Genomic DNA, 24762 nt, shown 5'->3' on the forward strand with positions numbered 1-24762 from the left:
CCCGGTCGAGTTCACGCCGCCTTCGCGCATGGCGCGTTGACCTGGCGCGGATGTCTCCTTAGCGTCGCGATGCATTTTTTGTGCCCTGTGAGTCCGAGGAGGCTTCTGTGCACCGAGGTGTCCGTGGTGGTGCGGTGGTTCTCGCTCTGTGCGCGGCCCTTGCGCCGGGGGGCATGGCCGTGGGGGCGGAGTCGGGCCTGCGGGAGAGGCCGGTGCCGCTGCCCCTGGAGCGGCTCTTCGACAGCACCGCCGTCAGCGACGACGCCCACCCCGGCGAGGCCGACCTCGACGGCTCGGGCGCCTCCCTCTCCGCCCAGGACCTCGCCGCCGCCGGCTGGACCCCGGGCCGCACCCTCACCGTGCAGGCGGCAAGGCTGACTTGGCCGGACCGGCCGGCCGGCGCTCCCGAACATGTCCGGGCCGCCGGGCAGCACGTACGCCTGAGCGGCCGCGGAAACGCCCTTGCCTTTCTGGCCACGGGCACGCGCGGCGGACCCGTCGAGGGCTCCGGCACCGTGACCTACGCCGACGGCGGCCGCTCGGCCTACCGGCTGTCGGTCCCCGACTGGCGGCGCGGCCCGCTCGCCACGAAGGCGGTCGCGCTGCCGCACGTGAACACGCCCGAGGGTCAACTCACCGAGCAGGCACGGCTGTACGTCGTGACCGTGCCGCTGGCGCGGGACCGCGAGGTGGCTTCGGTACGGCTGCCCCGGGCGCCCGGCATGCATGTCTTCGCCCTGTCGGTACGGGCCAAGGGGTTTGGCTGGAGCGGGAGTTGGGCTGCCGCGACCTCCAACCTCCAGGCCGTGGGGCCGTGGACCGACCGGACGCTGCGGCTCGTGGTGCACACCTCGGTGGGCGGGCCCCGGGTGCGGCTGCGGTTCGACAACACCTTCGCGGCGGTGCCGGTGCGGATCGGCGGCGCGAGTGTGGCGGTGCGGGCGGTGGGCGCCGCGGCCCGGGAGAGACCGGTGGCGGTGGCGTTCGCGGGTGCGTCCGGTGTCGAGATCCCGGCCGGGGCGCAGGCGTTCAGCGATCCACTCGGCTTCGAGGTGCCCGCGGGCGCCGATCTGCTGGTGAGCTTCCATCTGCCGGGGACGGTGGCGGCGGTCCCGGTGCACAGGCTCGGGGCGCAGCGGTCGTATGTGAGCGGAAGGGGCGACCACACGGCCGACGGGTCGGGGGCGCCGTACACCTCGGTCCTGACCAGCCGGCCGCTGCTGACCGGTGTCGAGGTCGGCGGGGGGCCGGGGTCCGTGGTGGTGCTCGGGGACTCGATCACGGACGGCACCAGGTCCACGACGGACGCCAACCGGCGGTGGCCGGATGTGCTGGCCGCACGGCTGCGGGCACAAGACGTGGTGCCGCACTATGGGGTGCTCAACCAGGGGATCTCCGGGAACCGTGTGGTCTTCGACGGGTATCCCGGTGACGGGGTCTCCACGGCCACCCAGGGGGTGAGCGCCCTCAGCCGGTTCGACCGGGATGTCCTCGCCCAGGCGTCGGTGCGTACGGCCGTGGTGTTCGAGGGGGTCAACGACCTGCGGTCGGGGGCGTCGGCGCGGGAGGTGGTGGCCGGGCTGCGGGAGCTCGCGGAGCGGGGGCAGGCGCGCGGGCTGCGGATGCTCGCGGCGACGATCCTGCCCTGTGGGGGCGAGGCGCGGTGCACGGCCGCCGTGGACGCCGAGCGCGTCGCGGTCAACGCCTGGATCCGGGACGCCGGGGTGTTCGACGGCGTCCTGGACTTCGACGGCGTGGTGCGCGACCCGGCCCGCCCGGAGCGGATGCGTGCCGGGTACGACAGTGGGGACCATCTGCATCCGGGGGACGCGGGGCTGGCCGCGCTCGCGGAGTCGGTGGACCTGGGGCTGCTGTGAGGGCCCGGGTCTAGACGTCCAGGTCCACGACCACCGGCGCGTGGTCCGACGCGCCCTTGCCCTTGCGCTCCTCCCGGTCGACGTACGCGTCGGTGACGGCTTTCGCGAACGACTCGTTGCCGTACACCAGGTCGATGCGCATGCCACGGTTCTTGGGGAAGCAGAGCTGCCGGTAGTCCCAGTACGTGAACGGGTGGTCGTACTTGAGGGGGCGCGGGACCACGTCGGACAGGCCCGCCTCACGCAGGGCGGCGAGGGCGGCGCGCTCGGCCGGGGTGACATGGGTGAGGCCCTCGAAGGCGGCCACGTCGTAGACGTCGTCGTCGGTCGGCGCCACGTTGTAGTCGCCCAGGACCGCGAAGGGGCGGCTGCCGGCCGCGTCACCGGCGACCGCGGCCTTCAGGGCCTCGAACCACTGGAGCTTGTAGGCGTAGTGCGGGTGGTCGACCTCACGGCCGTTGGGCACGTACACCGACCAGACGCGGACCGGGCCGCAGGTCGCGGAGATGGCGCGGGGTTCGGGGGCGCCGTCGTAGCCGGGGTCGCCGGGCAGCCCCTTGACGACGTCCTCGATGCCCACCCGGGAGATCACCGCCACGCCGTTCCACCGGCCGGTCGCGTGCACCGCCGCCTCGTACCCTGCCTCGCGCAGCTGGTCGAACGGGAACTGCTCCTCGGCGAGCTTGGCCTCCTGGAGGCACAGCACGTCGGTGCCGGTGCTCTCCAGCCAGGCCAGCAGCCTCGGGAGACGGGCGGTGATCGAGTTGACGTTCCAGGTCGCGATGCGCATGCCTGACAACCTACCGGGCGGCACTGACACTCACAGAGCCGTGCTCTCCCCGGGCTTCAGCCGCAGGTGCTCCGCGCCGCCGAGGCCGCCGATCTGGTTGTCGTAGATCGGCCGGGCGAGGTCGGTGAGGAGCGCGTCGTGGATGTCGTAGGCGCGCTGCGGCTTGACCTCACGGACGTAGTCGATGACCTCGGAGATCTTGCTCCAGGGGGCCATGACGGGCAGCATCAGCGTCTCGACGGTGTGCTCGGGGACGGTGAGGGCGTCGCCGGGGTGGAAGACGCGGCCGCCGTCGACCAGGTAGCCGACGTTGGTGATGCGCGGGATGTCCGGGTGGATCACCGCGTGCAGTTCGCCGTGGACCTGGACGTCGAAGCCCGCGGCGGTGAAGGTGTCGCCGTGGCCGACGGTGTGCACGCGGCCCGGGAAGGCGGCCGAGATCTTCTCGGCGACCGACCTCAGCGTCCAGATCTCGGCGGCCGGGTTGGCGTCCAGGGCCGCCCGCAGCCGCTCCTCGCTGAAGTGGTCGGGGTGCTCGTGGGTGACGAGGATCGCGTCGGCGCCGAGGGCGGCGTCCTCCTCGCTGAACCCCCCGGGGTCGAGGACGAGGGTCTGTCCGTCCTTCTCCAGACGGACGCAGGCGTGCGACTTCTTCGTGAGCTTCATGGGGTCCATCCTGCCCTCCGTCCCGCGCCGACGGGCAGCACAGGCAGGTGCTCCGGCCACCCGCCTCACGATCACTCGGTGGGCGTGGTCTCCTCGCGGATGACCTGCTGGGCCACCGTGAACGCGCTGCCGGCCGCCGGGACCCCGCAGTACACGGCCGCTTGGAGCAGCACTTCCTTGATCTCGGAGGGGGTCAGGCCGTTGCGCAGGGCGGCCCGGGTGTGGGAGGCGAGCTCGTCCAGGTGCCCGCCGGCGACGAGCGCGGTGAGGGAGGCGACACTGCGGGAGCGGCGGTCGAGCCCCGGCCGGTCCCAGATCTCGCCCCAGGCGTAGCGGGTGAGGAGTTCCTGGAAGTCGGCCGAGAAGTCGTCGGCCTGGGCCAGCACCCCGTCCACGTGCGCGTCGCCCAGCACCTCGCGGCGGACCTTGATACCGGCGTCGTACGGGTCGGTCCGGACGGCGGTCTGCGGGGTCGGGGCAGCCGGGGCGATCTCGGCGATCGGCACGGGCTGCGGCGGGGTGGCCGCCAGGACCGGCTTGCCGGGGGCCGCGGGGATCGCGGTCTGCCCGGTGGCGGAGTCGAACGCGGGCTGCCAGGCGGTGGAGAAGTGTCTGACCAGCAGGTCGGTGACGGCCGCGGGCTGCTCGACCGGCACCAGATGGGAGGCGCCGGGCACGACGGCGAGCCGGGCGTCCGGAATGCCCGCGACCAGGGTGCGGGCCTCGGCCGGTCCGGTGACCTGGTCGTCGGAGCCGACGAGCACCAGCGTCGGCACCCCGACGCTCGCGAGTTCGGCCCGCACGTCGAAGGCGGCGAGCGCCTCGCAGGCCGCGATGTAGCAGCCGGGGTCGGTGGTGCGCACCATCTGCACGGCCCAGTCGGTGATCGCGGGCTGGGCGGCGGCGAACCCGGAGGTGAACCAGCGGTCCGGGGACGTACGGGCGATGGGATCGAGCCCGTTCGTCCGCACGATCACCCCGCGCTGGCGGAACTCGTCGGCGCTGCCGAAACGGGGCGAGGCGGCGATCAGCGCGAGCGAGGCGAGCCGGTCCGGGTGGCGCAGCGCCAGCTCCATGCCGACCGCACCGCCCAGTGCGCAGCCCGCGTAGCCGAAGCGCTGCACCCCGAACCGGTCGAGCGTGGCCAGCAGCCGGTCGGTGAGGTCGCCGACCGAGCCCGCCGGGTAGGCGTGGGCACCGCCGTGCCCCGGCAGATCGAACCGGAAGACCCGCCACTGCTTGACCAGATCGGGGACCTGGCGGTCCCACATGTGCCACGTGGTCCCGAGCGACGGGCCCAAAATGAGGACCGGGGCGTCTTCCGGGCCGTCGAAGCGGTACTGGAGGGCAGGGGTCGTCGTCTCACTCACGGCCCCCACGCTAACCGCCTTTTCTTACCGTCCGGACCCGCTGCCCCTACTCCCCACACCTGGCTCCCGAACATCACCGGCCAACCCTCACACCGCCTTCACGGGATGCCCGAAGCCCGGCGACGAGGCCGGTACGGCACGGGCCGTTCACGGGTCGCTCGGCGTGCCCAGGCCGGTGAGGGCGCCGACCGGGTCGAGGTCCGGGGTGCCGCGGGGCCACCAGTCGTCGTGGCCCGGTTCGGACTCGTAGGCGTACCACAGGCCGTCGCGGCCCAGACGGAGCTGGACATGGCCGCGGGGGTGGGTGAGGTGGTTGCGCCACGGCCGGAAGGCGGGGAGGTCGGCGGCGAGCAGCAGGGGCCGGGCGCGGTCGAAGCGGCCGGCCGGTGGGTCCCAGGGCTCTTCGAGGACGGCGAGACCTTCGAGGCCGCCCTGGCGCCAGGCGGCGACCGCGCGCGCCAGGTCGGCCGGGGTGCGGTCGGTGGCCGCGGCGAGGGAGGCGTAGAAGGCGCGGGTGCCCGCGGTGAGTCCGGAACCGGGGCGGGCCGCGGCGAGCCGGACCGCGTCCTGCCACAGGGTCAGTTCACCGACCGGGTCACGGCCGGTACCGAGCAGGGCGTGGGCGCGGGCGGCGGCGTCGGTGGCCAGCTGGTCCAGCGCGAAGGGGTCGGGGCCGCCCGGGGACGCGGGGTACGCCGGTGGCTGCTCGGGGTGCGCGGGGACCGGCAACGGGGCCGGGAGCGGCGGGAGTCGGCGGGACGCGAGGGCTTCGCTCGCCCGTACGCCGGGCAGGGGCGCCGGTTCCTTCTCCTGTGCCGCGCGGGCGGCGCGGGCGGCGCTGAGGCGGGAGAGCGCGTCGAGCAGGTCACGTTCGCCGCGGCCGCGCAGCAGGAGCAGGACGAAGGGGTCGGCGTCGAGGAGGCGCGCGGTCTGGTAGCAGAGGGCGGCGGCGTGCTTGCAGGGATGACCGCGGTCCGGACAGCTGCACTGCGGTTCGAGGTCGCCGGGGCCGGGGAGCAGTGGCACTCCGCACTCGGCCAGCGACTGGGGCATCTCCCGGTCGAGCAGGGCGGCGATGTGTCCGGTGCGGTCGGCGGCGAGGTCCAGGAAGCGGTCCCAGTCGGCGTCGCCGAGCGTCCGCAGGCGCACCTGTACGCGGTACGGGCGGGGGCGGCTCCCCCGCACATACGCCAGCACGAGTCCCGGCGTCACGGTGATCGCGTCCACGTGTCCCTGCTCGGCGTAACCCCGGCCCCGCGCGAGCCGCTTGGCGTCCAGCGCGCCCTCCTCCAGGGCGGTGACCCAGGCATTGCCCCACCAGGTGGCGGCGAACCGGGCACCGTCCGAGGCGTGGGGAGGGAAGGCGGGGAAGGTGCGCCGCAGGTCGCTGTCCCGGTTGGGGGCGGCCATGGAGCGGGGGTGGCGGGGGGCGGCTCCGCCGGGTGGGGTGACGGGGGTGGTGCCGGGGTGCGTGGAGTCTTCGGCCGGCGGCGGTGAGGGGTGGGTGCCGGTGGGTGGGTGGGGGTCGGTGGGAGAGGCCGCACGTGTGGTGTCGGCCTTCAGGGAGGTTTCGTCGAGAGCGGGAGAGCCCTCGGGGGAAGGGCTGTTGCTCTCGTACCGCTCCCCCGGCGGGTTCACGTCGTCGGGCATCCGGAAGGCGTCGGCCAGCAACTCCCGTACGTCACGCGCTCGCACGCCGGCAGCCGGACGTGGTGCGCGCGTCCGGTCCGGCGACGGGGTGGGGGTACGGGTGCCGCGCCGCGACCGACGCGCGAGGGCGGCCTCCGCCTCGGCGGCCTCGGCGTCCGCCCGCCTCTTGCGTGCGGCACGCAGCGCCTCGCGAGCGGCGTCCGCGGGGCGCGCGTCCGGAGGCCGGGGGGTGTCGTCGGGGGCGGCTTCGGCGAGGGGAGCGGGCTGTTCGGCTTCCTCGCTGGCGGAACTGGAAGAGGGAGCGCCGACCGCACGTACGCCGGACCGACCTGCACCGTCCTCCGCACCCGGGATCGAGGAACGCCGGGCAGCGACGGCTTCCCGCAGCGCGGCACGGGCCGCGTCACCTGGCCGGGGCTCGGGTCGGGCGGTGCCAGTTACGGCGTCCTCGGCCACCGCACCCACTGCGCCGTCCCCTGCAGGCACCCCAGGCTCGTCGGCCTCCGCGGACGCGCGAGCAGCCGCACCTCCACCCGCAGTGCGCTCCCTCTCCTCGAAGCCGGCCGCTCCCTTCACCTCGGCGCCGTGCATCCCCTCGGCCGCTGAACTCGCCGCCGCCTTCGCCGCGGCACGGTGAGCCCCCTCGGCCGCCGAGTTCCCGGCCTCCTCAGCCGCAGTACCGTGAGCCCGCTCGACCGCTGAACTCTCCGCGCCCTCGCGGACGAAGCGGCCCGGCCCCTTCACCACGGGACCGTGGAGTCCGTCGGCGGTTGAACTCTCAGCCCGCCCGGCCACAAAGCCACCCGGCCCCTTCACTTCAGCACCGGGGACTCCCCCAACCGTTGAACTCTCCGCGCCCTCGGCCGCCAAGCCGTCCGGCTCTTCGGCCGCAGGACCGTGAGCCCCCTCACCCTCAGCGCTCTCCGTCCCCCTCGCCCCAAACCCGCCCACGCCTTCGGTCGGCAGACCCCCCGCGTCCTTGGCCGCGGAGTCGCCCGCGTCCCTCTCCCCGGAGCTCTCCGTCCCCTGTCCCGCAGCCCTGCCCTCCTCCCCCGCCACCGGGCTCCCCCGCCCCGGAGCCGGGGACGCGGGCGGTGTGCGCTGGCCCGCGGTGGCGGTCGCCTGGGCAGTCCCGTCGGCCTCCACCGCAGCGCGCTCCCGTGCCGCCCGCAGGGCTCGGCGGGCCTCGTCGGCGGGGCCCGGGGTCATGACGGCCTCCGGAGGGAGACCAGGTCGGTCAGTTCGCGGTCCGTGAGTTCGGTGAGGGCGGACTCGCCGGAGCCGAGGATCGCGTCGGCGAGGGCCCGCTTGGACTCGAGCATCTCCGCGATGCGGTCCTCCACCGTGCCCTCGGTGATGAGGCGGTGCACCTGGACGGGCTGGGTCTGGCCGATGCGGTAGGCGCGGTCGGTGGCCTGCTCCTCCACGGCCGGGTTCCACCAGCGGTCGAAGTGGACCACATGGCCCGCGCGGGTGAGATTGAGGCCGGTGCCCGCCGCCTTCAGCGACAGCACCAGCACCGGAATCGCACCGCTCTGGAAACGGTCCACCATCCGCTCCCGCTCCGGCACCGGCGTGCCCCCGTGCAGCAGGTCCACCGGGACCGCGCGGGCGGCGAGGTGGGCGGTGATGAGGCGGGCCATGCCGACGTACTGCGTGAACACGAGCGCCGAGCCGTCCTCCGCCAGCAGGGTGTCCAACAGCTCGTCCAGCAGGGCCAGTTTGCCCGAGCGGGCGGCGAGGCGGTCACCCGCCGTCGGCGGGACCTCCTCCTTCAGGTACAGCGCGGGATGGTCGCAGATCTGCTTCAGCGCGCCCAGCAGCTTCAGCACCAGGCCCCGGCGCGCGATGCCCTGCGCCGTCTCGATGGCCAGCATCGACTCGCGCACCACCGCCTCGTACAGCGAGGCCTGTTCGCGGGTGAGCGGGACCGGGTGGTCCGTCTCCGTCTTGGGCGGCAGTTCGGGGACGATGCCCGGGTCCGACTTCTTGCGGCGCAGGAGGAAGGGCCGCACCAGCCGCGCCAGCCTGGTCACGGCCTCCTCGTCCTCGCCGTTCTCCACCGCGCGCGCGTGCCGGGCGCGGAAGGACTTCAGCGGGCCGAGGAGCCCTGGGGTCGTCCAGTCGAGCAGGGCCCACAGCTCGGAGAGGTTGTTCTCGACCGGGGTGCCGGTGAGGGCCACGCGCGCGGGTGACGGGATGGTGCGCAGGGCCTTCGCGGTCGCCGAGTAGGGGTTCTTCACATGCTGGGCCTCGTCCGCGACGACCATGCCCCAGCGCTGCTCCGACAGCCGGGCCGCCGCCGCCCGCATGGTGCCGTACGTGGTGAGGACGAAGCCGCCGTCGAGGTCGTCCAGGCTGCGCTCCGTGCCGTGGAAGCGGCGGACCGGGACGCCGGGGGCGAACCGGGTGATCTCCCGCTGCCAGTTGCCGAGCAGGGAGGCGGGACAGACGACGAGGGTCGGCTCGCGGCGGGCCCGGCGCAGGTGCAGGGCGATGACGGTGATCGTCTTGCCGAGTCCCATGTCGTCGGCGAGGCAGCCGCCGAGACCCAGGGAGGTCATGAGGTCCAGCCAGGCGAGGCCGCGGAGTTGGTAGTCCCGGAGGGTGGCGTGCAGGCCCGGCGGCGGTTCCGCGGGGTGCACGCCGGTCGTCAGGCGGTCGCGCAGGGCGGCGAGCGCGCCGACCGGCACCGCCTCCACGGTCTCGCCGTCGACGTCCGCACTGCCGGTGAGGGCCACCGAGAGCGCGTCGACCGGGTCGAGCAGGCCCAGTTCGCGTTTACGGGCCTTGCGGACGAGGGCGGGGTCGACCAGCACCCACTGGTCCCTGAGGCGTACGACGGGTCGGTGGGCCTCGGCCAGCGCGTCCATCTCGGCCTCGCTGAGCGGGTCGCCGCCGAGCGCCAACTGCCAGCGGAACTGGAGGAGTTCCTCGCTCTCGAAGAAACCGGTGCCGTCGGTCGCCGAGCCCGGCGCGGGGCGTACGACCGCGGCCGCGGTGAGGTCCTGTGCCAGGTCCCGCGGCCAGTGCACCGCCACCCCGGCCGCGGCGAGCCGGGTCGCCGCCACGCCGAGCAGGTCGCCCAGCTCCTCGTCGGACAGGGCCAGTACGTCGGGGACGTCCTGCTCGGAGAGCCGGTCCAGGGGTGGCCAGACCCGTGCGGCGCGCCGCACCGCCAGGGCCGCGTCCACGCGTGCGCGTGGCCCGAATGCGGCGTCCGCGTCGCCCGCCCACAGCGCCGCCGCGTCGGTCACGAGGGTGGGGTCGGCGAGGCTGTGCACCTGGACGATCGCGGCGCCCGCGCTGCGCGCACCGGCCTCGTCGGCGTGGAACAGGTTGTACGCCGACAGGTCCAGGCGGAGCGAGATCCGCACGCCCGCGTCCATGCCCGCGGCGACCTCGGCGGCCCAGTCGTGGGCGTGCGGCAGCCGCTGGGGGGCGCGGGCGGCGAAGGGTTTACCGGAGGCGAAGGGGGCGGCGGGGGTGCGGGGCAGGGTGTCCGCGACCGCGTCGAGGAAGGACCGCATCAGCGCTTCCGGCTCCGGCAGCCGCAGCGGGCCGACCCCCGGCAGCGGGACCGCGTGGCCCTCGTACGGCAGGGCGGCGGCGATCGCGCGCAGGTGGGCGATGTCCTCGGGGTCCAGGGGACCGGCCCGCCAGGCGTCGTGGCCGGTGGCGGTCAGGCCGGGGAGCAGGCGGCCGCGGGCGGTGAGCCGCAGCGCGTGCAGGGCGGCCGCGCCCCAGCAGGCGGTGGCGGGGTGGGCGGCCGGGTCGCGCCGGGCCCGGACGAGCAGCGGGAGGGCCTCGCCGAGCGGGAGCGAGAGGGCGGGAGCGGTCCGGCGCCGGACTCCGGCGCCATGCGGTCGTACGACAGTGAGCTCGGTGCGCTCCACGCGGCCGGCGTCGGTCTCGGTGCGCTCCACGCGGGCGGCGTCGGTCTCGGTGCGCTCCACCGCCCCGGCGTCGCTCTCGTGAGGCTCGGCGGGCAGGGGTGCGTCCTCGGGGTCCCAGAACGCGATGCGGCCCTCGCGGGGAAGGGGTGCGGGGAGGAAGATCGCGGCGAGGCGCACCGGGACGGCCGGTCCCTGTCGCTCGGCCACCACGGCCCTGGCGCTCATACGTCCTGTCACCTCCCGCCCGCATGTCGGATCAGTCGTCTTCGACTCTACGGGCGGGGTCTGACAATCGGCTCCGGCGACCGGTGGAGCGGCTCGCCGGACCGGCCCGGTCAGGGGACCGTACGTGAGACGACGTACACCTTCGGGGCGTTGGGGACGGTCAGGTTGACCATGACGTCCTGGGTGGGCGCGGGGTCCTTCTGGGCGTGGGTCAGGCCCCACCAGGAGCGGGGTCCGTCGAACTTCCAGCCGCTGACCTTCTGGTCGCGCTCGCTGATGGTGATGTCGTTCTTCTTGAGGTCGGCGCGGCTGACACCCATCGCGGTGAGGAAAGCGGCGAGGCCCGCGTCGCTCGTGCGGAACTGGACGTAGAGGCGGCTGGTCTTCCAGTTGTTGGTCTCGTAGGAGGCGACCAGGTCCGCGGGGTGCGGGACCGGCACCTGGTAGAGGCGGCGCTGGACCTTGGACGGCCAGTCGGGCGTGAGGCCCGTCGCGGAGTACTTCGCCTCCTTGTCCTTGCCGCTGTCGCGGCTCTGGTTCGCGGAGATCACCAGATAGCCGGCCGGGACGCCGATCAGCAGGCCGATGATGAGCAGCGTGATCGCCCTGCGGCGGATCATGTGCCGGCGGTCCTCGGTGGGCCGCTCCGGTTCTTCGGGGGGCGCCGAGGCCTGACGGGGCAGGGATGCGTTCACGCGGTGTCCCGGGACGTGCGGCGGGCCTCCACGTACCGCTCGTAGCGTTCGTGCCGCTCCACCCGGCGCCGGTTCGCGCGCCGGAAGCGGCGGGCGACCAGGCGGGCCAGGTCGGCGGCGCCGACCATGCCGGCCTCGGGGCCCAGCTGGGCCCGGGCGATACGGGCCTCGGGGCGGTAGCCGCGGCCGGTGAGCTGGCGCTTGAACGCGTCCCGCGCGGGGCCGATCAGGAGGTCGTCGGCAGCGCTGACCCCGCCGCCGATGACGAAGCAGGACGGGTCGAGGGCGGCCGCGAGGTTGGCGATGCCGACGCCGAGCCACTGGCCGATGTCCTGGAGCAGCTCGATGCACATCGCGTCGCCCTCACGGGCCAGCTCCGTGATCATCGGGCCGGTGATGTCGCCGATGTTGCCCTTGACGTGCTCGATGATCCCGTACGCCACCGGGGAGTCGGCGGCCGCCAGCTCCCTGGCCTCCCTGACCAGCGCGTTCCCGGAGCTGTACTGCTCCCAGCAGCCGCGGTTGCCGCACGGGCAGCGGTGGCCGCCGGGGACGACCTGCATATGGCCGAACTCTCCGGCGACGCCGTACTTGCCGCGCTTGACCTGGCCGTCCTCGAGGATCGCGCCGCCGATGCCGGTGCCGAGCGTGATCATGACGAGGTGGTCCTCGCCGCGGCCCGCGCCGAAGCGCCACTCGGCCCAGGCGGCGGTGTTGGCGTCGTTGTCCACGAGGACCGGGACCGCGAGACGGCCCGCGATGCGGTCCCGCAGGGGCTCGTTGCGCCAGGACAGGTGGGGGGCGAACAGCACGCGGTTGCGGTCGGCGTCGACCCAGCCGGCCGCGCCGATGCCGACGGCGTGGACGTCGTGGCGGTCGGAGAGGTCCAGGACCAGTTCGACGATGGTGTCCTCGACGACCTTGGGGCTCTTGGACTTGTCCGGGGTCTCGGTGCGGACCTTCTCCAGGATGTTGCCGTCGGCGTCGACGACACCCGCCATGACCTTGGTGCCGCCGATGTCGATGCCGACCGTGGGCACGCGGGGTGCCGTCAGGTGTGAGCGGCGTTCCCTCGTGCCGACGGTCCGCAGGGCGGGGGCGCGGCGGGAGCCTATGGGGGCGCTGAAGTTGCCGTAGGTGCTCATCAAGGCCCGATTCTGCCGCACGGGCCCTGCGGGTGCCGAATACGGGGCAGCAAAGGGGGGTGCGCGAGTCATGCCGGGTGCGGGTGATTTGTGGCTGGTCGCGCAGTTCCCCGCGCCCCTTTCAGGGGCGCACCAGGAGCTGGAATTCGAATGAGTAGCGGGTCGGGCGATAGGTGTGTGTGCCGTATTCGACCGCTCGGCCCGTGTCGTCGAACGTGACGCGTTGCATGGTCAGGAGGGGGGCGCCCGTCTCCTCGGCGAGGCGTTCCGCCTCCTCCGCTGTCGCCGCTCTCGCGCCGATGGTCTGGCGGGCGCTGTGGAGGGTGATGCCGGCCGTGCGCATCATGCGGTACAGGCCGGTGGTCTCCAGTTGGGCGGTGTCGAGGTCCAGGAGGGCCGGGGGGATGAAGTTGCACAGGTGGGCCATCGGCTCGCCGTGGGCGAGGCGCAGGCGTTCCACCCGGTGCACGTCGCTGTCCTCGGCGACGCCGAGCGCCGCGGCGATCTCGGCGGTGGCGGGGACGACGGTGTTGACCAGGACCTTCGTCGCGGGGCGCTGGCCGGCCGCCTCCAGGTCGTCGTAGAGGCTGCTGAGTTCCAGGGGGCGCTTGACCTGGCTGTGCACGACCTGGGTGCCGACTCCGCGGCGGCGCACGAGCAGGCCCTTGTCGACGAGAGACTGGATGGCCTGGCGGACGGTGGGCCGGGACAGGCCGAGCCGGGCGGCGAGCTCGATCTCGTTGCCCAGGAGGCTGCCGGGAGTGAGCGTTCCGTGCTCGATGGCCGCCTCCAGCTGCTGGGACAGCTGGAAGTACAGCGGCACCGGGCTGCTGCGGTCCACGCTGAGCTCGAGCGTCACGGTCGGGTCCACTTCTGGTTTCGGCACGGGGCCGAGCGTAGCTGTGTGCGTTGTTGACGGGAAGTTGTGTAGTTCGGTTGTCCGGACATACGGATTGACAGCGGGCGCCCGTCAGCCACATTTTGTTCACATGCGCATCGGGGTCATTGGGACGGGCCGCATCGGCACCATTCATGCGAACACGCTCAGCCGCCATCGGGAGGTCGGTTCCTTAATCCTCACGGACGCGGACGGTACGCGGGCCCAGGAGCTCGCGAACCGCCTCGGGGAGACGGCTGCCCCGGGCGTCGACGAGATCTTCAAGTGGGGCGTGGACGCCGTGGTGATCACTACGGCGACCTCGGCCCACGCCGAGCTGATCGGCCGGGCGGCGCGGTCGGGACTGCCGGTGTTCTGCGAGAAGCCCATCGCGCTCGACCTGCCCGGCACGCTGCACGCCATCGCCGAGGTCGAGACCGCCGGGACGATTCTCCAGATGGGCTTCCAGCGCCGCTTCGACACGGGCTACACGGGCGCGCGGGAGGCCGTGCGCTCGGGGCGGCTCGGCCGGCTGCACACCGTGCGGGCGCTGACCTCCGACCAGGCGCCGCCGCCCGCGGAGTGGCTGCCGCTGTCCGGCGGGCTGTACCGGGACACCCTGATCCACGACTTCGACATCCTGCGCTGGGTGACCGGGCACGAGATCGTCGACGTGTACGCGGCCGGGTCGGACGCCGGTCCGCCGATGTTCCGGGCCGCGGGGGACGTGGACACCGCGGCGGCCCTGCTCACCCTCGACGACGGGACCCTCGCGACGGCCACGGCGACGCGGCTGAACGGGGCCGGGTACGACGTGCGCATGGAGCTCGCCGGGGAGCTGGACCAGGTCGTGGTGGGCCTGGACGACCGGACGCCCATCGCGTCCACGGAGCCGACCGGGCCGCCCGCGGCGGACAAGCCGTGGACGGGGTTCCTGGAGCGGTTCGGACCGGCCTACGAAGCCGAGCTGGACGCGTTCATCGAGGTGGTCCGGGGCGAGCGGGCCAACCCCTGCGACGGCCGAGAGGCCCTCCAGGCGCTGCGGATCGCCGAGGCGTGCGAGGTGTCCCGGCGGGAGCACCGGGCGGTACGGCTGGCGGAGATCCCCGGCGGTACGAGCGCGGCCGCCTTCTGAACCCACCCGGGCCGCGAGACCCACCCCGGCCGGGAGACCCACCCCGGCGGCGAGACCTGACGTCTCCGCGCGGGTCTACCAGCGCACCGGCAGGCTCCGCACCCCCCTGATCAGCATTCCCGGCAGCCACTCCCCCGGCGGCCCGTCCAGCGCGAGTGCCGGGGCTCGGTCCAGCAGGGTCCGCAGCGCCGTACGGGCCTCCAGGCGGGCCAGTGGGGCGCCCAGGCAGTAGTGGAGGCCGTGGCCGAAGGCGAGGTGGCCGCGGGTGTCGCGGTGGATGTCGAAGGCGTCCGGGGCGGGGTAGCGGGAGTCGTCGCGGTCGGCGGCGCTGAGGCAGATCATCACCGGGTCGCCCCGGTCTATGTCCCGTCCCGCTATCTCCAGGGGCTCGGCGGCGTACCGGAAGGTCGCGTTCTCCACCGGGCCCTCGTAGCGCAGGGTCTCCTCGACCGCGGCGTCGACGAGGCTCATGTCGGCGCGCAGGGCGGCGAGTTGGTCCGGGTGGGTGAGCAGGGCGTGCACGGCGTTGGTGATGAGGTTGACCGTGGTCTCGTGGCCCGCGATCAGCAGCAGGAAGGCCATACCCCGCAGCTCCGACGGGGAGAGCCGGTCGCCGTCCTCGGCGGTGGTGCGGATGAGGTCGCCGAGCAGGTCGTCGCCGGGGCCGGCGCAGCGCTTGTCCTCGATGAGCTCCGTCAGGTACTCGCCGAGGCGCAGGACGGCGTCGTACGAACTCTCCGGGCTGGTGGGTGCCACGACCTCGGTGGAGAGCTTGCGGAACTCGCTGCGGTCCATCTCGGGCACGCCGAGGAGTTCGCAGATCACGGTGATCGGCAGCGGGTAGGCGAGGGACGGCACGAGGTCGGCGCGGCCGTGCGGCAGCATCGCGTCGAGGAGGTCGTCGGTGATCTCCTGGATCCGGGGGCGCAGGCGCTCCACCCGGCGCATGGTGAAGGCGCGGGAGACGAGGCCGCGCAGCCGGGTGTGCTCGGGCGGGTCGCTGCCCAGCAGATGGCGGCCTATCAGTTCGTCGTCGTGGAACAGCACGCCGATGCGGCGGCCGTCCTTGGCCAGCCGGGGATCCGCGAGCGCGGCGCGGGCCTCCTCGTGGCCGACGACGAGCCAGGTCGAGTAGCCCGGGTCGGAGCCGGGTGGTCGGACCCGGTGGACGGGGCCGAGGGCGCGCAACTCGGCGTACACGGGGTGCGGATCGACGCGGAACGCGTCGCCGTACTCCCCCAGGTCGATCACTGAGTCGGTCATGAAGCTCCCCCTTCACACCGTCAACGCGCGGCGGGCTCGCCTAGTGCCCGTCCGGCCCGGGTTCCGCGGATTGCTCCAGCAGTCCCGCGTCGTACGCCAACAGCGCGATCTGCACCCGGTTGTTGAGGTCGAGCTTGGCCAGGACGCGGGAGACGTGGGTCTTGACGGTGGCGACGCTCATGTAGAGGGCGGCGGCGATCTCGGCGTTGGACAGGCCCCGGCCGACGGCGACGGCCACCTCGCGTTCGCGGTCGTTGAGGACGTCGATGCGCTCACGCGCGCGTGCCTTGCGTCGGTCGGCGGCGGTTCCGGCCGCGTGCGCCATCAGCTGGCGGGTGACGGTGGGCGACAGGACCGGGTCGCCGGCCGCGACCCGGCGGACGGCGGCGAGGATCTCGGCGGGCGGGGTGTCCTTGAGGACGAATCCGGCGGCGCCGGCGCGCAGGGCGTGCAGGACCTGCTCGTCGGCGTGGAAGGTGGTCAGGACGACGACCTGCGGGGCGTCGGGCCGGGCGCGCAGCCGCTCGGTTGCGGTGAGGCCGTCCACGGCCGGCATCCGGATGTCCATCAGCACGACGTCCGGGCGGGTCCGGTCGACGACGTCCTCGACCTCGCTCCCGTCCGCGGCCTCCCCGACGATCTCGATGTCCTCGGCCCCGCCCATCATCAGGGACAGCCCGGCCCGCACGAGGGGGTCGTCGTCGACGAGGAGCAGTCTGATCACAGTCATGCGCCTTACGTAATCACGGCCGGGCCGGGGGTAATCACCCTTGCGGGCGGGTGAGTTGTGGGAGGGGTGGGCGGGGTGATGCGTGGTGGAGGGGGCGAGTCGGGTACCGGGGGGGCGGGCGGGTGGCGAAGACGGTGGGGCGGTGGGGTGTGTGGCCGGGGCCCGGGTGGGTCGCGTGCCCGGGGCGGTGGATCGCACAGCGGGGCGGGGGCATCGGGCGACCGGCGGGCTGGCGGGCCGCACGGCCGACGGACGAGCAGGCCGTACGCCCCTGTGGGCGGGCTGAGCACACAGCCGACGGGTGGGCGGGCCGCGCGGCCAGGGGACGGGCGGATCCGAGGGCCGTCGGGTCGGTGAGGTGGGGTCCCCGGGGCCAGGTGACGGCAGGCTCGGGGCGGCGTCGTAGCGAGGCCGTCACGGCCACGGTAGCCACGCCTCCACCCGGAACGCGCCGTCCGGCTCCGCCCCGTGTTCCAGGCGGCCCCCTGCCAGTGTCGCGCGCTCGGTGAGGCCGATGAGGCCCTGGCCGGAGCCGGGGACGTGCGGCACCTCGCCCTCGGGCGCGGGGTTGCGCACGCTCACCACGAGGCCGCCGCCCGGGCCGCCGGAGACGGTGACCGTGACCTCCGTGCCGGGGGCGTGTTTGCGGGCGTTGGTGAGGCCCTCCTGGGCGATGCGGTAGGCGGTGCGGCCGACGGAGGCGGGCACGGCGGCGGGGTCGGTGACCCGGCTGTCGAGGACGACCTTCATGCCGGCCTCGCGGGACTCGGCCACCAGCGTGTCCAGCGCGACGAGGGTCGGCTGCGGACGCCCGGTGTCGTCGTGGTCCCCGGCCCGCAGTACGCCGATGATCTCCCTCAGGTCCTGGAGCGCCTCGTGCGCGCTCTCCCGGATGACGTCGGCGGCGCGCGCGACCTCCTCCCGCGGGGCGTCCGGCCGGAACTCCAGGGCACCCGCGTGCACGCTGAGCAGCGTCAGCCGGTGCGCGAGCACGTCGTGCATCTCGCGCGCGATGGCCTCACGGGCCAGCCGCTGTGCCTGTTCGGCCCGCAGCCGCGCCTCGGTCTCGGCGCGCCGGGCGCGGTCGCGCAGGCTCAGCATGAGCTGGCGTTTGGACCGCACGAGCAGGCCCCAGCCGATGATCGCGGAGATCAGCAGGACCGCGAAGACGACCGAGACGACGTACGGCAGGTCGGCGTCGGGGCGCAGCCGGAACGTGACCGGGACCAGGACGATGTTGATGCCGCCCACCCAGGCCACGTACCTGAAGGGGCGGTGCACGGCGAGCGTGAACAGGGCGATCGCGCAGGCGCCGCCCGCGGAGTCCGAGAGCAGCCCGAGCGGGATGGTGGCCACGGCGAGGCCGAGCGGCCAACGGCGGCGCAGCCAAACAGCGGCGCAGGCGAGGGCGCCGAGCAGTTGGTCGAGGGTGGCCGCGGAGGGCGACACATGGGGGTTGTTGCCCACCGCGTCGGCGCCGATCATGCCGATGAGGACGGCCAGCAGGAAGCAGGAGAAGTCGACGATCCAGTCGCGTGCGGTCCGCCGGGGCCGTCGCCCGGGCCGTAGGGCGGAGGGGTCGAGGTCATGGATCACCGCGGACGGCAGCAGCCAGCGCCGGCCGGGGAAGGCCTCGGGATCGGACACCGTCTTGTCACCGCTCACGGTCGACAAATCTACGCAGCTGGGGCGCGTGACACCCGTCCGCGGACGGCATCCGCGACCAAAGTCTCGGCTGCGCAGACTTTCGGCGTACGGGGCCCGGCGGGCGTCATGCTTTCGTGCGACGGCGCTCGCCCCGCGGCCGATGTGCGCAGGGGGTCAACGGGGTGAGGGTCGGCCCATGAAGCAACTGCTGGAAGTGCTCGGTTTCGTCGCCCTGGTGCAGGGCGGGATGGGCCTGCTGCACGAGTTCACCGACTGGCACATCGGACTCGTGCAGCGGATCGGTCTCCTCGACGGCTACGAGGTCTACGCGAGCGTCGCCCTGATGGTGCTGGCGTTCGCGCTGTTCGCCGCCGCGGAGTCGCTCGGCGGCCGGGGCTGACGCGACCCGGCCGAAGTCCTCGTCGCCGAACGCGACGATCCAGCCGCCCTGCTCGAAGGATGGGGTCCGATGTCATCACCTCGGACCCCACCGGCACCCCCAGCTCACGGAAGTAGGTGTCCGTACGCCGCCAGCGGTTCGGGGGGTCGGCCGGTGGGATGGGTGGCATGACGACTCACGGAACCATGACGGCTACGCACGGAGACATGACCACTGCGCACGGAGCTCTGGTCGGGAAGGTCGCTCTCGTCACCGGGGGCGGTCGCGGGATCGGCGCGGCGACCGCGCTGCGGCTGGCGCGGGAGGGGGCGGACGTGGCCGTGACGTACGTGGCCGGCAAGGAGGCGGCCCACGACGTCGTGCGGCGCGTCGAGGCGCTGGGACGGCGGGCCGTGGCCCTGCGGGCGGACTCCGCGGACCCTGAGGAGGCGGCGGAGGCGGTCCACCGTACGGCGGAGGCGCTCGGCGGGCTGGATGTCCTGGTGAACAACGCGGGCGTGGGGGTGCTCGGGCCGCTGGACGAGCTGTCCCTCGCGGACGTCGACCGTGTCCTGGCCGTCAATGTGCGGGGGGTGTTCCTGGCCTCCCAGGCGGCGGCCGCGCGGATGCGGGACGGCGGGCGGATCATCACGATCGGCAGCTGTATGACCCAGCGGGTGCCCGGGCCCGGCGGGACGCTGTACACGACGAGCAAGTCGGCGCTGATCGGACTGACCAAGGCGCTCGCGCGGGAGTTGGGGCCGCGCGGGATCACGGCGAACCTCGTGCATCCCGGGCCCGTCGACACCGACATGAATCCGGCGGACGGGCCCTTCGCGGCGGGACAGGCCGCGATGACCGCGGTGGGGCGGTTCGGGACGGCGGAGGAGGTGGCGTCGATGGTGGCCTACCTGGCCGACGCGGAGTACGTCACCGGCGCGGAGTTCTCCGTGGACGGGGGGCACGCGGCGTGAGGCGGGCACTCGGGGTGCCGTAACGGCCCCTGTGGCGAGCCCCGGCTCAGCCGCCCAGCTCCTGGTGCCGTGCCGACAGTGCCGCCGCTCCCGCCTCCGTCAGGGAGCCGAACAACCGCAGGCGCGAGATCCCTCCGTCCGGGAAGATGTCCACGCGCGCGTGGGTGCCCACCGCCGGGTCCGGCAGGACGAAGCGGTGGTTGGTGTCGGGCTGGAGCCGGGTCCGCGGGAGGATCTCGCGCCAGTCGCCGCCGTTCCCGCCGTCGCCGTCCTCGCCGTCGCGGACCGACACCGAGGCCCAGCCCGCGCTGTTGCCCTTCAGATACGCCGTGTCGATCTCGATCGCGCGGATCCGGGACTGGGCCACCAGGCGGTAGCGGATCCAGTCGTGGCCCTGGTCGCGGCGGCGGCGGGTCTCCCAGCCGTCGTCCATCTTGCGGGAGCGGCCCGGCTGGATGGTGTTGGAGGCAGGCGAGTAGAAGAGGTTGGAGGCGTCCTCCGCCCGGCCGCCGTTCTCCAGGGCGACCACGTCGAAGGCACCGAGAACCTCCAGCCACGCCGGGTCCGGGACCACCTCGCCGTACACGCGCAGTCGGGCGATGCCGCCGTCGGGGTGCTGGTTGACCCTCAGGTGGGTGAAGCGCTGCTCCACGGACACCTCGAAGCCGTTCGCCGCGTGGCCGCCGACCGGCGTCCGCGGGACCAGCGTCGTCCACTTCACGTCGTCGCCCAGCAGTTCCTCGGGGGACGGGGAACCGGCGACGCTCGTGCCCTCGACCGACACCGCCTGCGGGTAGTTGCCGCGGAAGTGCGCCGTGTCGACCACGATCCCCCGGATCACGCCGGGCGCGCCCAGGCGCACCAGCGCCCAGTCGTGGTCCTCCGCCGTCGGCCAGGGGTGTTCGGCGGAGGCGCCACGGCGGCGCCGGGTCTCCCAGCCGTCCATGATCTTGCCCTTGTGCCCGAAGTGCTCGGGGTCGAACTCGGCCCGCTCGGGCAGCAGCAGGTTCTCGCGCTGGGCGAAGAACTCGTCGTTGGCGGCGATGACGGAGGCCCCGAGCGTCCGCGCGGCGAGGTCGGCGTACTGGGTGAAGGGGAAGTCGGCGGTGCGGTAGTCCGCGTACGGGTCACCGCCGCCGTACGGGTTCGCGTCGCCGGTGAAGCTGGGAATCGCCGTCACGTACATGTGCCTTTCGGGAGTGGGCCGGTGCGGGTGGGATCGGGGCGTGCGGGTGGAATCAGGGCGTACGGGTGAGCAGTTGACCCGCCGGGGGCGTGAACTCGCCGTCGGCCACGATGCGTCGGCCGCGCAGCCAGGTCGACTTCACCACTCCGTACAGGGTCTTGCCCGCGTACGCGGTGACGCGGTTGCGGTGCTGGAGGGCCGCCGGGTCCACGGTGAAGGTGTCGTCGGGGGCGAGGACCGCGAAGTCGGCGTCGCGGCCGGCCTCGATGGCGCCCTTGCGGTCCAGGCCGACCAGTTGGGCGGTCCGCGCGGACATCCACCGGACGACGTCCTCCAGGGAGTGGCCGCGCCTGCGGGCCTCGGTCCAGACCGCCGCGAGGCTCAGCTGGAGGCCGGAGATGCCGCCCCAGGCCGTGGCGAAGTCGTCGGTCTTCAGGTCGGCCGTGGACGGCGAGTGGTCGGTGACCACGCAGTCGATGGTGCCGTCGGCCAGGGCCTGCCACAGCAGGTCCTGGTTGGCCAACTCCCGGATGGGCGGGCAGCACTTGAACTCGCTCGCGCCGTCCGGGACTTCCTCCGCCGTCAGCGTCAGGTAGTGCGGGCAGGTCTCGACCGTGATGCGGACGCCCTCGGCCTTGGCCTCGGCGATCAGCGGGAGCGCGTCGCTGGACGACAGGTGCAGTACGTGCACGCGTGCGTCCAACCGCTTGGCCTGCGCGATGAGTTGGGCGATCGCGGTGTCCTCGGCGTCCCGCGGGCGGGAGGCCAGGAAGTCGGCGTACTTCGGCCCGCCGTGCTGCGGGGCGGCCTCCAGGTGGTGCGGGTCCTCGGCGTGCACGATCAGCAGGCCGCCGAAGGAGGCGATCTCGGCCAGGGACCGGGCCAGCCCGTCCTGGTCGAGGTGCGGGAACTCGTCGACGCCCGAGGGCGACAGGAACGCCTTGAAGCCGAAGACGCCCGACTCGTGCAGCGGGCGCAGGTCCTTGACGTTGTCGGGCAGCGCGCCGCCCCAGAAGCCGACGTCGATGTGGGCCTTGTCGGCGGCGACCTCCCGCTTCGTGCGGAGGTTGTCGACGGTCGTCGTGGGCGGGAGGGAGTTGAGCGGCATGTCGACGAGGGTGGTGATGCCGCCGGCCGCCGCCGCGCGGGTGGCGGTCCAGAAGCCCTCCCACTCGGTGCGCCCGGGGTCGTTGACGTGCACGTGGGTGTCGACCAGGCCGGGCAGCAGGACGTCGTCGCCGAGGTCCTCCAAGCGCGCGTCCGACGGCACCTCGCAGTCGTACGGCAGGACGGCCGTGATCCTCCCGCCGCCGACCGCGACCGAAGCGGCCCGCGTCCCCTCGGGCGTGATGACGCGCGTCGAGCGCAGCACCAGTTCAGTGTCGGACACCCGGACCCCTCTCTGCCGCCGTTAACTTCCGCGTAACGGAATTCAACTTTCTGTTGAAGGAGTCTTCACTCCCGTTCGAGCGCCGTCAAGGGCACACTTCCTCACAGTGCACCTGATGCCGACTCTCTGGACGTTTCCACAAAGCGGAATTAGACTTCCAGCAAGCAGAACGTAGCTATGCACCAGCGGGGAGTCAACCGACTGCCGGGTAGGCTTCTGCTCCTTCCTGCCCAGCCCCGAAGGCAGCCCCGAAAGGAACGCGCCGTGCCGACGTCCAGCGCCAGCACCACCGACTCCGCCAGGTCCGCCGGCGGGGTGCAGTCCCTCGAGCGCGCCTTCGATCTGCTGGAACGGATGGCGGACGCGGGCGGAGAGGTCGGACTGAGCGAGCTGTCCGCGAGCAGCGGGCTGCCGCTGCCCACCATCCACCGCCTGATGCGCACGCTCGTGTCCTGCGGATACGTCCGCCAGCAGCCCAACCGCCGCTACGCCCTGGGCCCGCGCCTGATCCGGCTCGGCGAGTCGGCCTCACGGCTGCTGGGCACCTGGGCCCGCCCCTACCTGGCCCGCCTGGTCGAGGAGACCGGCGAGACGGCCAACATGGCGCTGCTCGACGGGGACGAGATCGTCTACGTCGCCCAGGTGCCCTCCAAGCACTCCATGCGGATGTTCACCGAGGTCGGCCGGCGCGTCCTGCCGCACTCCACGGGGGTCGGCAAGGCGCTGCTCGCCAACACCCCCGACCACGAGGTGCGCGCCCTGCTCGCCCGGACCGGCATGCCGGCCGCGACCGAGAAGACGATCACCACGCCGGACGGATTCCTCGCGGCCCTGGTGGACGTACGCGCCCAGGGTTACGCCGTCGACGACAACGAGCAGGAGATCGGCGTCCGCTGCCTCGCGGTCTCGGTGCCCAACTCCCCGACCGCCGCCGCCATTTCGATCTCCGGCCCGGCGGGGCGGGTCACCGAGGCGGCCACGGAGAAGATCGTGCCGGTGCTCCAGCAGGTGGCCGGCGAACTGTCCGAGGCACTGGCCACCCAGAACCCGGCATGATCGCCTTACAGCGCTGGCCGGGGCGGTACACCGACCGGCACGGCACCGGGGAGGTCGTCTTCGAGTCCGACGGGCGGGAGTCGATCCGTACGACGATCAGGGGTGTCCGCTTCGAGGGCGACACCATGGACGATCTGGGCGCGCTGGGCGGGGAGCCGCCCGGGCGGATGTTCTCGTTCAGGGACGGGGCGCTGTACTTCTGCCTGCTGGAATGGGAGACACCCCTGCCCGTCGACGTCAGGGGCGGCGGCGTGCGGCCCGGCACATTGCGCTGCGTCCTGCGGCTCGGGGATCCCGCGGGCCCCCGCCCCGGGCCGGATCTGCAGATCCTGAGCACCACCCTGCACCTGGACGGGTACGAGTTCAGCAGCGGGACCCTTCGGTACGACTTCGAGGAGGCGCTGCGGGACGTCCAGCGCGCCCTGCCGCGAGCCGCCCGGCTGCGGGCCTGCGTCTCGTGCGCGTGGTCCGACTACAGCCCGCTGGGCAACGGGATGATGGCCGGGCTGGCCTGTTTCCGGGACGTCAAGGACCGCTACCGGAAGGTGGACGCCAAGCACGGTCCGACGGGCATCTTCGCGGTCTGGGACGACCTCACCGAGTTCGTCCAGGAGACCTGGCTCTGCCCGGAGTTCGAGCACCGCGGTGCACACAAGGGCTACCGGGGTTCGTTCCCCTAGCGGCGCGGCTCCCCGAACAGCTCCACCGCGCTGCGCACCTCGGCCAGTCCCCGCGACAACGCGCTCACCGACCCGATCGCCCCGGCGATCAGCAGCAACGACCGTCGCAGGCGCGGGACTTCGGGAGTCCCGTCGATCGTCATGGCGGCCAGCGCGGCGAGTTCGTCCTCGGCGATGTCCCGGTCGGGGAACTCGGCCGGGTGCGCGGCGAGTTCGCGGCGCAGCCGGGACACCGCGGTCCGCAGTTCCGCCACTCTCGGATCGTTGTCGCTGCCGCTCACCGGTCTCTGCCCCAAGCTCCGCAACACAGCTCTCCCCCGCACACGTACGCGCCCTGATGTCCCGTCGGCGTTGGTCAGGCGCCGAGGGACGCGGGTCAGTAAACGCCACGCGGGGCGCCGGGCGCCACCGTGCGGACCGAAATTCAGCCCGTGGAAACCCGACGCAAAGCCGGTCCACCCCGGCACGTCAGGTATGCAGGACGCATGACGGAGAACGAACAGCGGGTCGCCGGGCTGCTCCTGGCCGCGGGCGGCGGGCGGCGGCTCGGCGGACGGCCCAAGGCACTGCTCGCACACCGGGGCCGCCCGCTCGTCGAACACGCGGTGGGCGTCCTGCGGGCGGCGGGCTGCACCCGGGTGCACGTGGTCCTGGGGGCGGCCGCGGCGGCCGTACGGGAGCGGGCGGAGCTCGGTGACTGCGTGCTCGTGGAGAACCCGGAGTGGGCCGAGGGCATGGGGTCGTCGCTGCGAGCCGGGCTCGGCTCGCTCGCCGGGACGACGGCACGGGCGGCGCTGGTCTCCCTCGTCGACCAGCCCGGCATCGGGGCGGAGGCGATGCGCCGGGTGCTCGCCGCGTACGAGGACGAGTCCTCGCTGGTCTCCGCCGCCTACGACGGGGTGCGCGGCCATCCCGTCCTGCTGGGCGCCGCGCACTGGGCCGGGGTCGCCGCGACTGCGACCGGCGACCGGGGGGCACGCGCCTATCTGAAGGAGCACCGGGGCGCGCTCACGCTCGTCGAGTGCGGGGACGTGGCGCGGCCGTACGACATCGACACGGTGACGGATCTCGCGCACCTGGAGTGAGGGGGGTGACACTGAGCGCCACATTGCCTCGACCCGGAGAATCTCG

Annotated in this window: 21 protein-coding genes; 7 read left to right on the forward strand and 14 right to left on the reverse strand. The window is 73.5% G+C overall.

All coding sequences use genetic code 11. From position 1 onward, the window contains the following. Positions 1–173: 173 nt before the first annotated feature. Entirely contained in the window at positions 174–1877 is a 1704-nt protein-coding gene (locus tag OHN19_RS08320; RefSeq protein WP_330263546.1) for an SGNH/GDSL hydrolase family protein, read from the forward strand. 10 nt (positions 1878–1887) lie between these two features. Here the strand turns inward: OHN19_RS08320 and OHN19_RS08325 are convergent, their stop codons facing one another. From OHN19_RS08325 to OHN19_RS08360, 8 genes are all read right to left on the reverse strand, one after another. Then, a complete protein-coding gene (locus OHN19_RS08325) occupies positions 1888–2667 on the reverse strand; it encodes an exodeoxyribonuclease III (RefSeq protein ID WP_141207650.1) in 780 nt (259 codons plus the stop codon). 30 nt (positions 2668–2697) lie between these two features. Beyond that, complete coding sequence (locus OHN19_RS08330; RefSeq protein ID WP_330263547.1) at positions 2698–3333, reverse strand: MBL fold metallo-hydrolase; 636 nt, start codon at positions 3331–3333, stop codon at positions 2698–2700. A 71-nt stretch (positions 3334–3404) separates the two neighbouring features. Continuing rightward, positions 3405–4703, reverse strand: a complete 1299-nt coding sequence (locus OHN19_RS08335) for an alpha/beta fold hydrolase (protein ID WP_330263548.1) — start codon at positions 4701–4703, stop codon at positions 3405–3407. A gap of 147 nt (positions 4704–4850) precedes the next feature. Beyond that, positions 4851–6944: an SWIM zinc finger family protein gene (locus tag OHN19_RS08340; protein WP_419249572.1), complete on the reverse strand. Its 2094-nt coding sequence runs from the start codon at positions 6942–6944 to the stop codon at positions 4851–4853. A gap of 614 nt (positions 6945–7558) precedes the next feature. Beyond that, positions 7559–10474, reverse strand: a complete 2916-nt coding sequence (locus OHN19_RS08345) for an SNF2-related protein (RefSeq protein WP_330263549.1) — start codon at positions 10472–10474, stop codon at positions 7559–7561. Between the two features lie 110 nt (positions 10475–10584). Beyond that, positions 10585–11169, reverse strand: coding sequence for a sugar kinase (locus OHN19_RS08350; protein WP_330263550.1), 585 nt, complete (start codon positions 11167–11169; stop codon positions 10585–10587). Continuing rightward, on the reverse strand, positions 11166–12314 hold the full coding sequence (locus OHN19_RS08355) for an ROK family glucokinase (protein ID WP_123763956.1): 1149 nt from the start codon (positions 12312–12314) through the stop codon (positions 11166–11168). The genes OHN19_RS08350 and OHN19_RS08355 overlap by 4 nt, the downstream gene beginning before the upstream one ends. Positions 12315–12435: 121 nt before the next feature. Beyond that, entirely contained in the window at positions 12436–13173 is a 738-nt protein-coding gene (locus OHN19_RS08360) for a GntR family transcriptional regulator (protein ID WP_330269554.1), read from the reverse strand. Positions 13174–13303: 130 nt separating this feature from the next. Between OHN19_RS08360 and OHN19_RS08365 the strand changes: the two genes are divergently transcribed. After that, positions 13304–14326 carry a Gfo/Idh/MocA family oxidoreductase gene (locus OHN19_RS08365; protein ID WP_330263551.1) on the forward strand — a complete coding sequence of 341 codons (1023 nt, stop codon included), beginning with the start codon at positions 13304–13306 and terminating at the stop codon, positions 14324–14326. A 75-nt stretch (positions 14327–14401) separates the two neighbouring features. Here OHN19_RS08365 and OHN19_RS08370 read toward each other — a convergent pair whose 3' ends face one another. From OHN19_RS08370 to OHN19_RS08380, 3 genes are all read right to left on the reverse strand, one after another. After that, positions 14402–15589, reverse strand: coding sequence for a cytochrome P450 (locus OHN19_RS08370; protein WP_330263552.1), 1188 nt, complete (start codon positions 15587–15589; stop codon positions 14402–14404). A gap of 40 nt (positions 15590–15629) precedes the next feature. Further along, positions 15630–16319, reverse strand: coding sequence for a response regulator transcription factor (locus tag OHN19_RS08375; RefSeq protein WP_330263553.1), 690 nt, complete (start codon positions 16317–16319; stop codon positions 15630–15632). A gap of 414 nt (positions 16320–16733) precedes the next feature. After that, on the reverse strand, positions 16734–17993 hold the full coding sequence (locus OHN19_RS08380; RefSeq protein ID WP_330263554.1) for a sensor histidine kinase: 1260 nt from the start codon (positions 17991–17993) through the stop codon (positions 16734–16736). Between the two features lie 169 nt (positions 17994–18162). Between OHN19_RS08380 and OHN19_RS08385 the strand changes: the two genes are divergently transcribed. Together OHN19_RS08385 and OHN19_RS08390 are read left to right on the forward strand one after the other, a co-directional pair. Continuing rightward, positions 18163–18366, forward strand: coding sequence for a hypothetical protein (locus tag OHN19_RS08385; RefSeq protein WP_330263555.1), 204 nt, complete (start codon positions 18163–18165; stop codon positions 18364–18366). Positions 18367–18572: 206 nt separating this feature from the next. Next, entirely contained in the window at positions 18573–19319 is a 747-nt protein-coding gene (locus OHN19_RS08390) for a 3-oxoacyl-ACP reductase family protein (RefSeq protein WP_330263556.1), read from the forward strand. A gap of 46 nt (positions 19320–19365) precedes the next feature. Here the strand turns inward: OHN19_RS08390 and alc are convergent, their stop codons facing one another. Together alc and allB are read right to left on the reverse strand one after the other, a co-directional pair. Continuing rightward, a complete protein-coding gene (gene alc / locus OHN19_RS08395) occupies positions 19366–20499 on the reverse strand; it encodes an allantoicase (RefSeq protein WP_330263557.1) in 1134 nt (377 codons plus the stop codon). A 58-nt stretch (positions 20500–20557) separates the two neighbouring features. After that, on the reverse strand, positions 20558–21895 hold the full coding sequence (allB, locus tag OHN19_RS08400; RefSeq protein ID WP_330263558.1) for an allantoinase AllB: 1338 nt from the start codon (positions 21893–21895) through the stop codon (positions 20558–20560). Between the two features lie 264 nt (positions 21896–22159). Here allB and OHN19_RS08405 point away from each other — a divergent pair, with 264 nt between their 5' ends. After that, the gene (locus tag OHN19_RS08405) at positions 22160–22951 is read left to right on the forward strand and encodes an IclR family transcriptional regulator (RefSeq protein WP_020133431.1); all 792 of its coding nucleotides are present in this window, start codon (positions 22160–22162) and stop codon (positions 22949–22951) included. Continuing rightward, a complete protein-coding gene (locus OHN19_RS08410) occupies positions 22948–23631 on the forward strand; it encodes a DUF6304 family protein (protein WP_330263559.1) in 684 nt (227 codons plus the stop codon). The genes OHN19_RS08405 and OHN19_RS08410 overlap by 4 nt, the downstream gene beginning before the upstream one ends. Here OHN19_RS08410 and OHN19_RS08415 read toward each other — a convergent pair. Then, a complete protein-coding gene (locus OHN19_RS08415; protein ID WP_330263560.1) occupies positions 23628–23912 on the reverse strand; it encodes a DUF5955 family protein in 285 nt (94 codons plus the stop codon). The two genes, OHN19_RS08410 and OHN19_RS08415, sit on opposite strands and share 4 nt — an antisense overlap. Positions 23913–24116: 204 nt before the next feature. Between OHN19_RS08415 and OHN19_RS08420 the strand changes: the two genes are divergently transcribed. Next, on the forward strand, positions 24117–24716 hold the full coding sequence (locus OHN19_RS08420) for a nucleotidyltransferase family protein (protein WP_330263561.1): 600 nt from the start codon (positions 24117–24119) through the stop codon (positions 24714–24716). The last annotated feature ends 46 nt before the right edge of the window (positions 24717–24762 follow it).

Source organism: Streptomyces griseorubiginosus (assembly GCF_036345115.1).
GTDB lineage: Bacteria > Actinomycetota > Actinomycetes > Streptomycetales > Streptomycetaceae > Streptomyces > Streptomyces griseorubiginosus_C.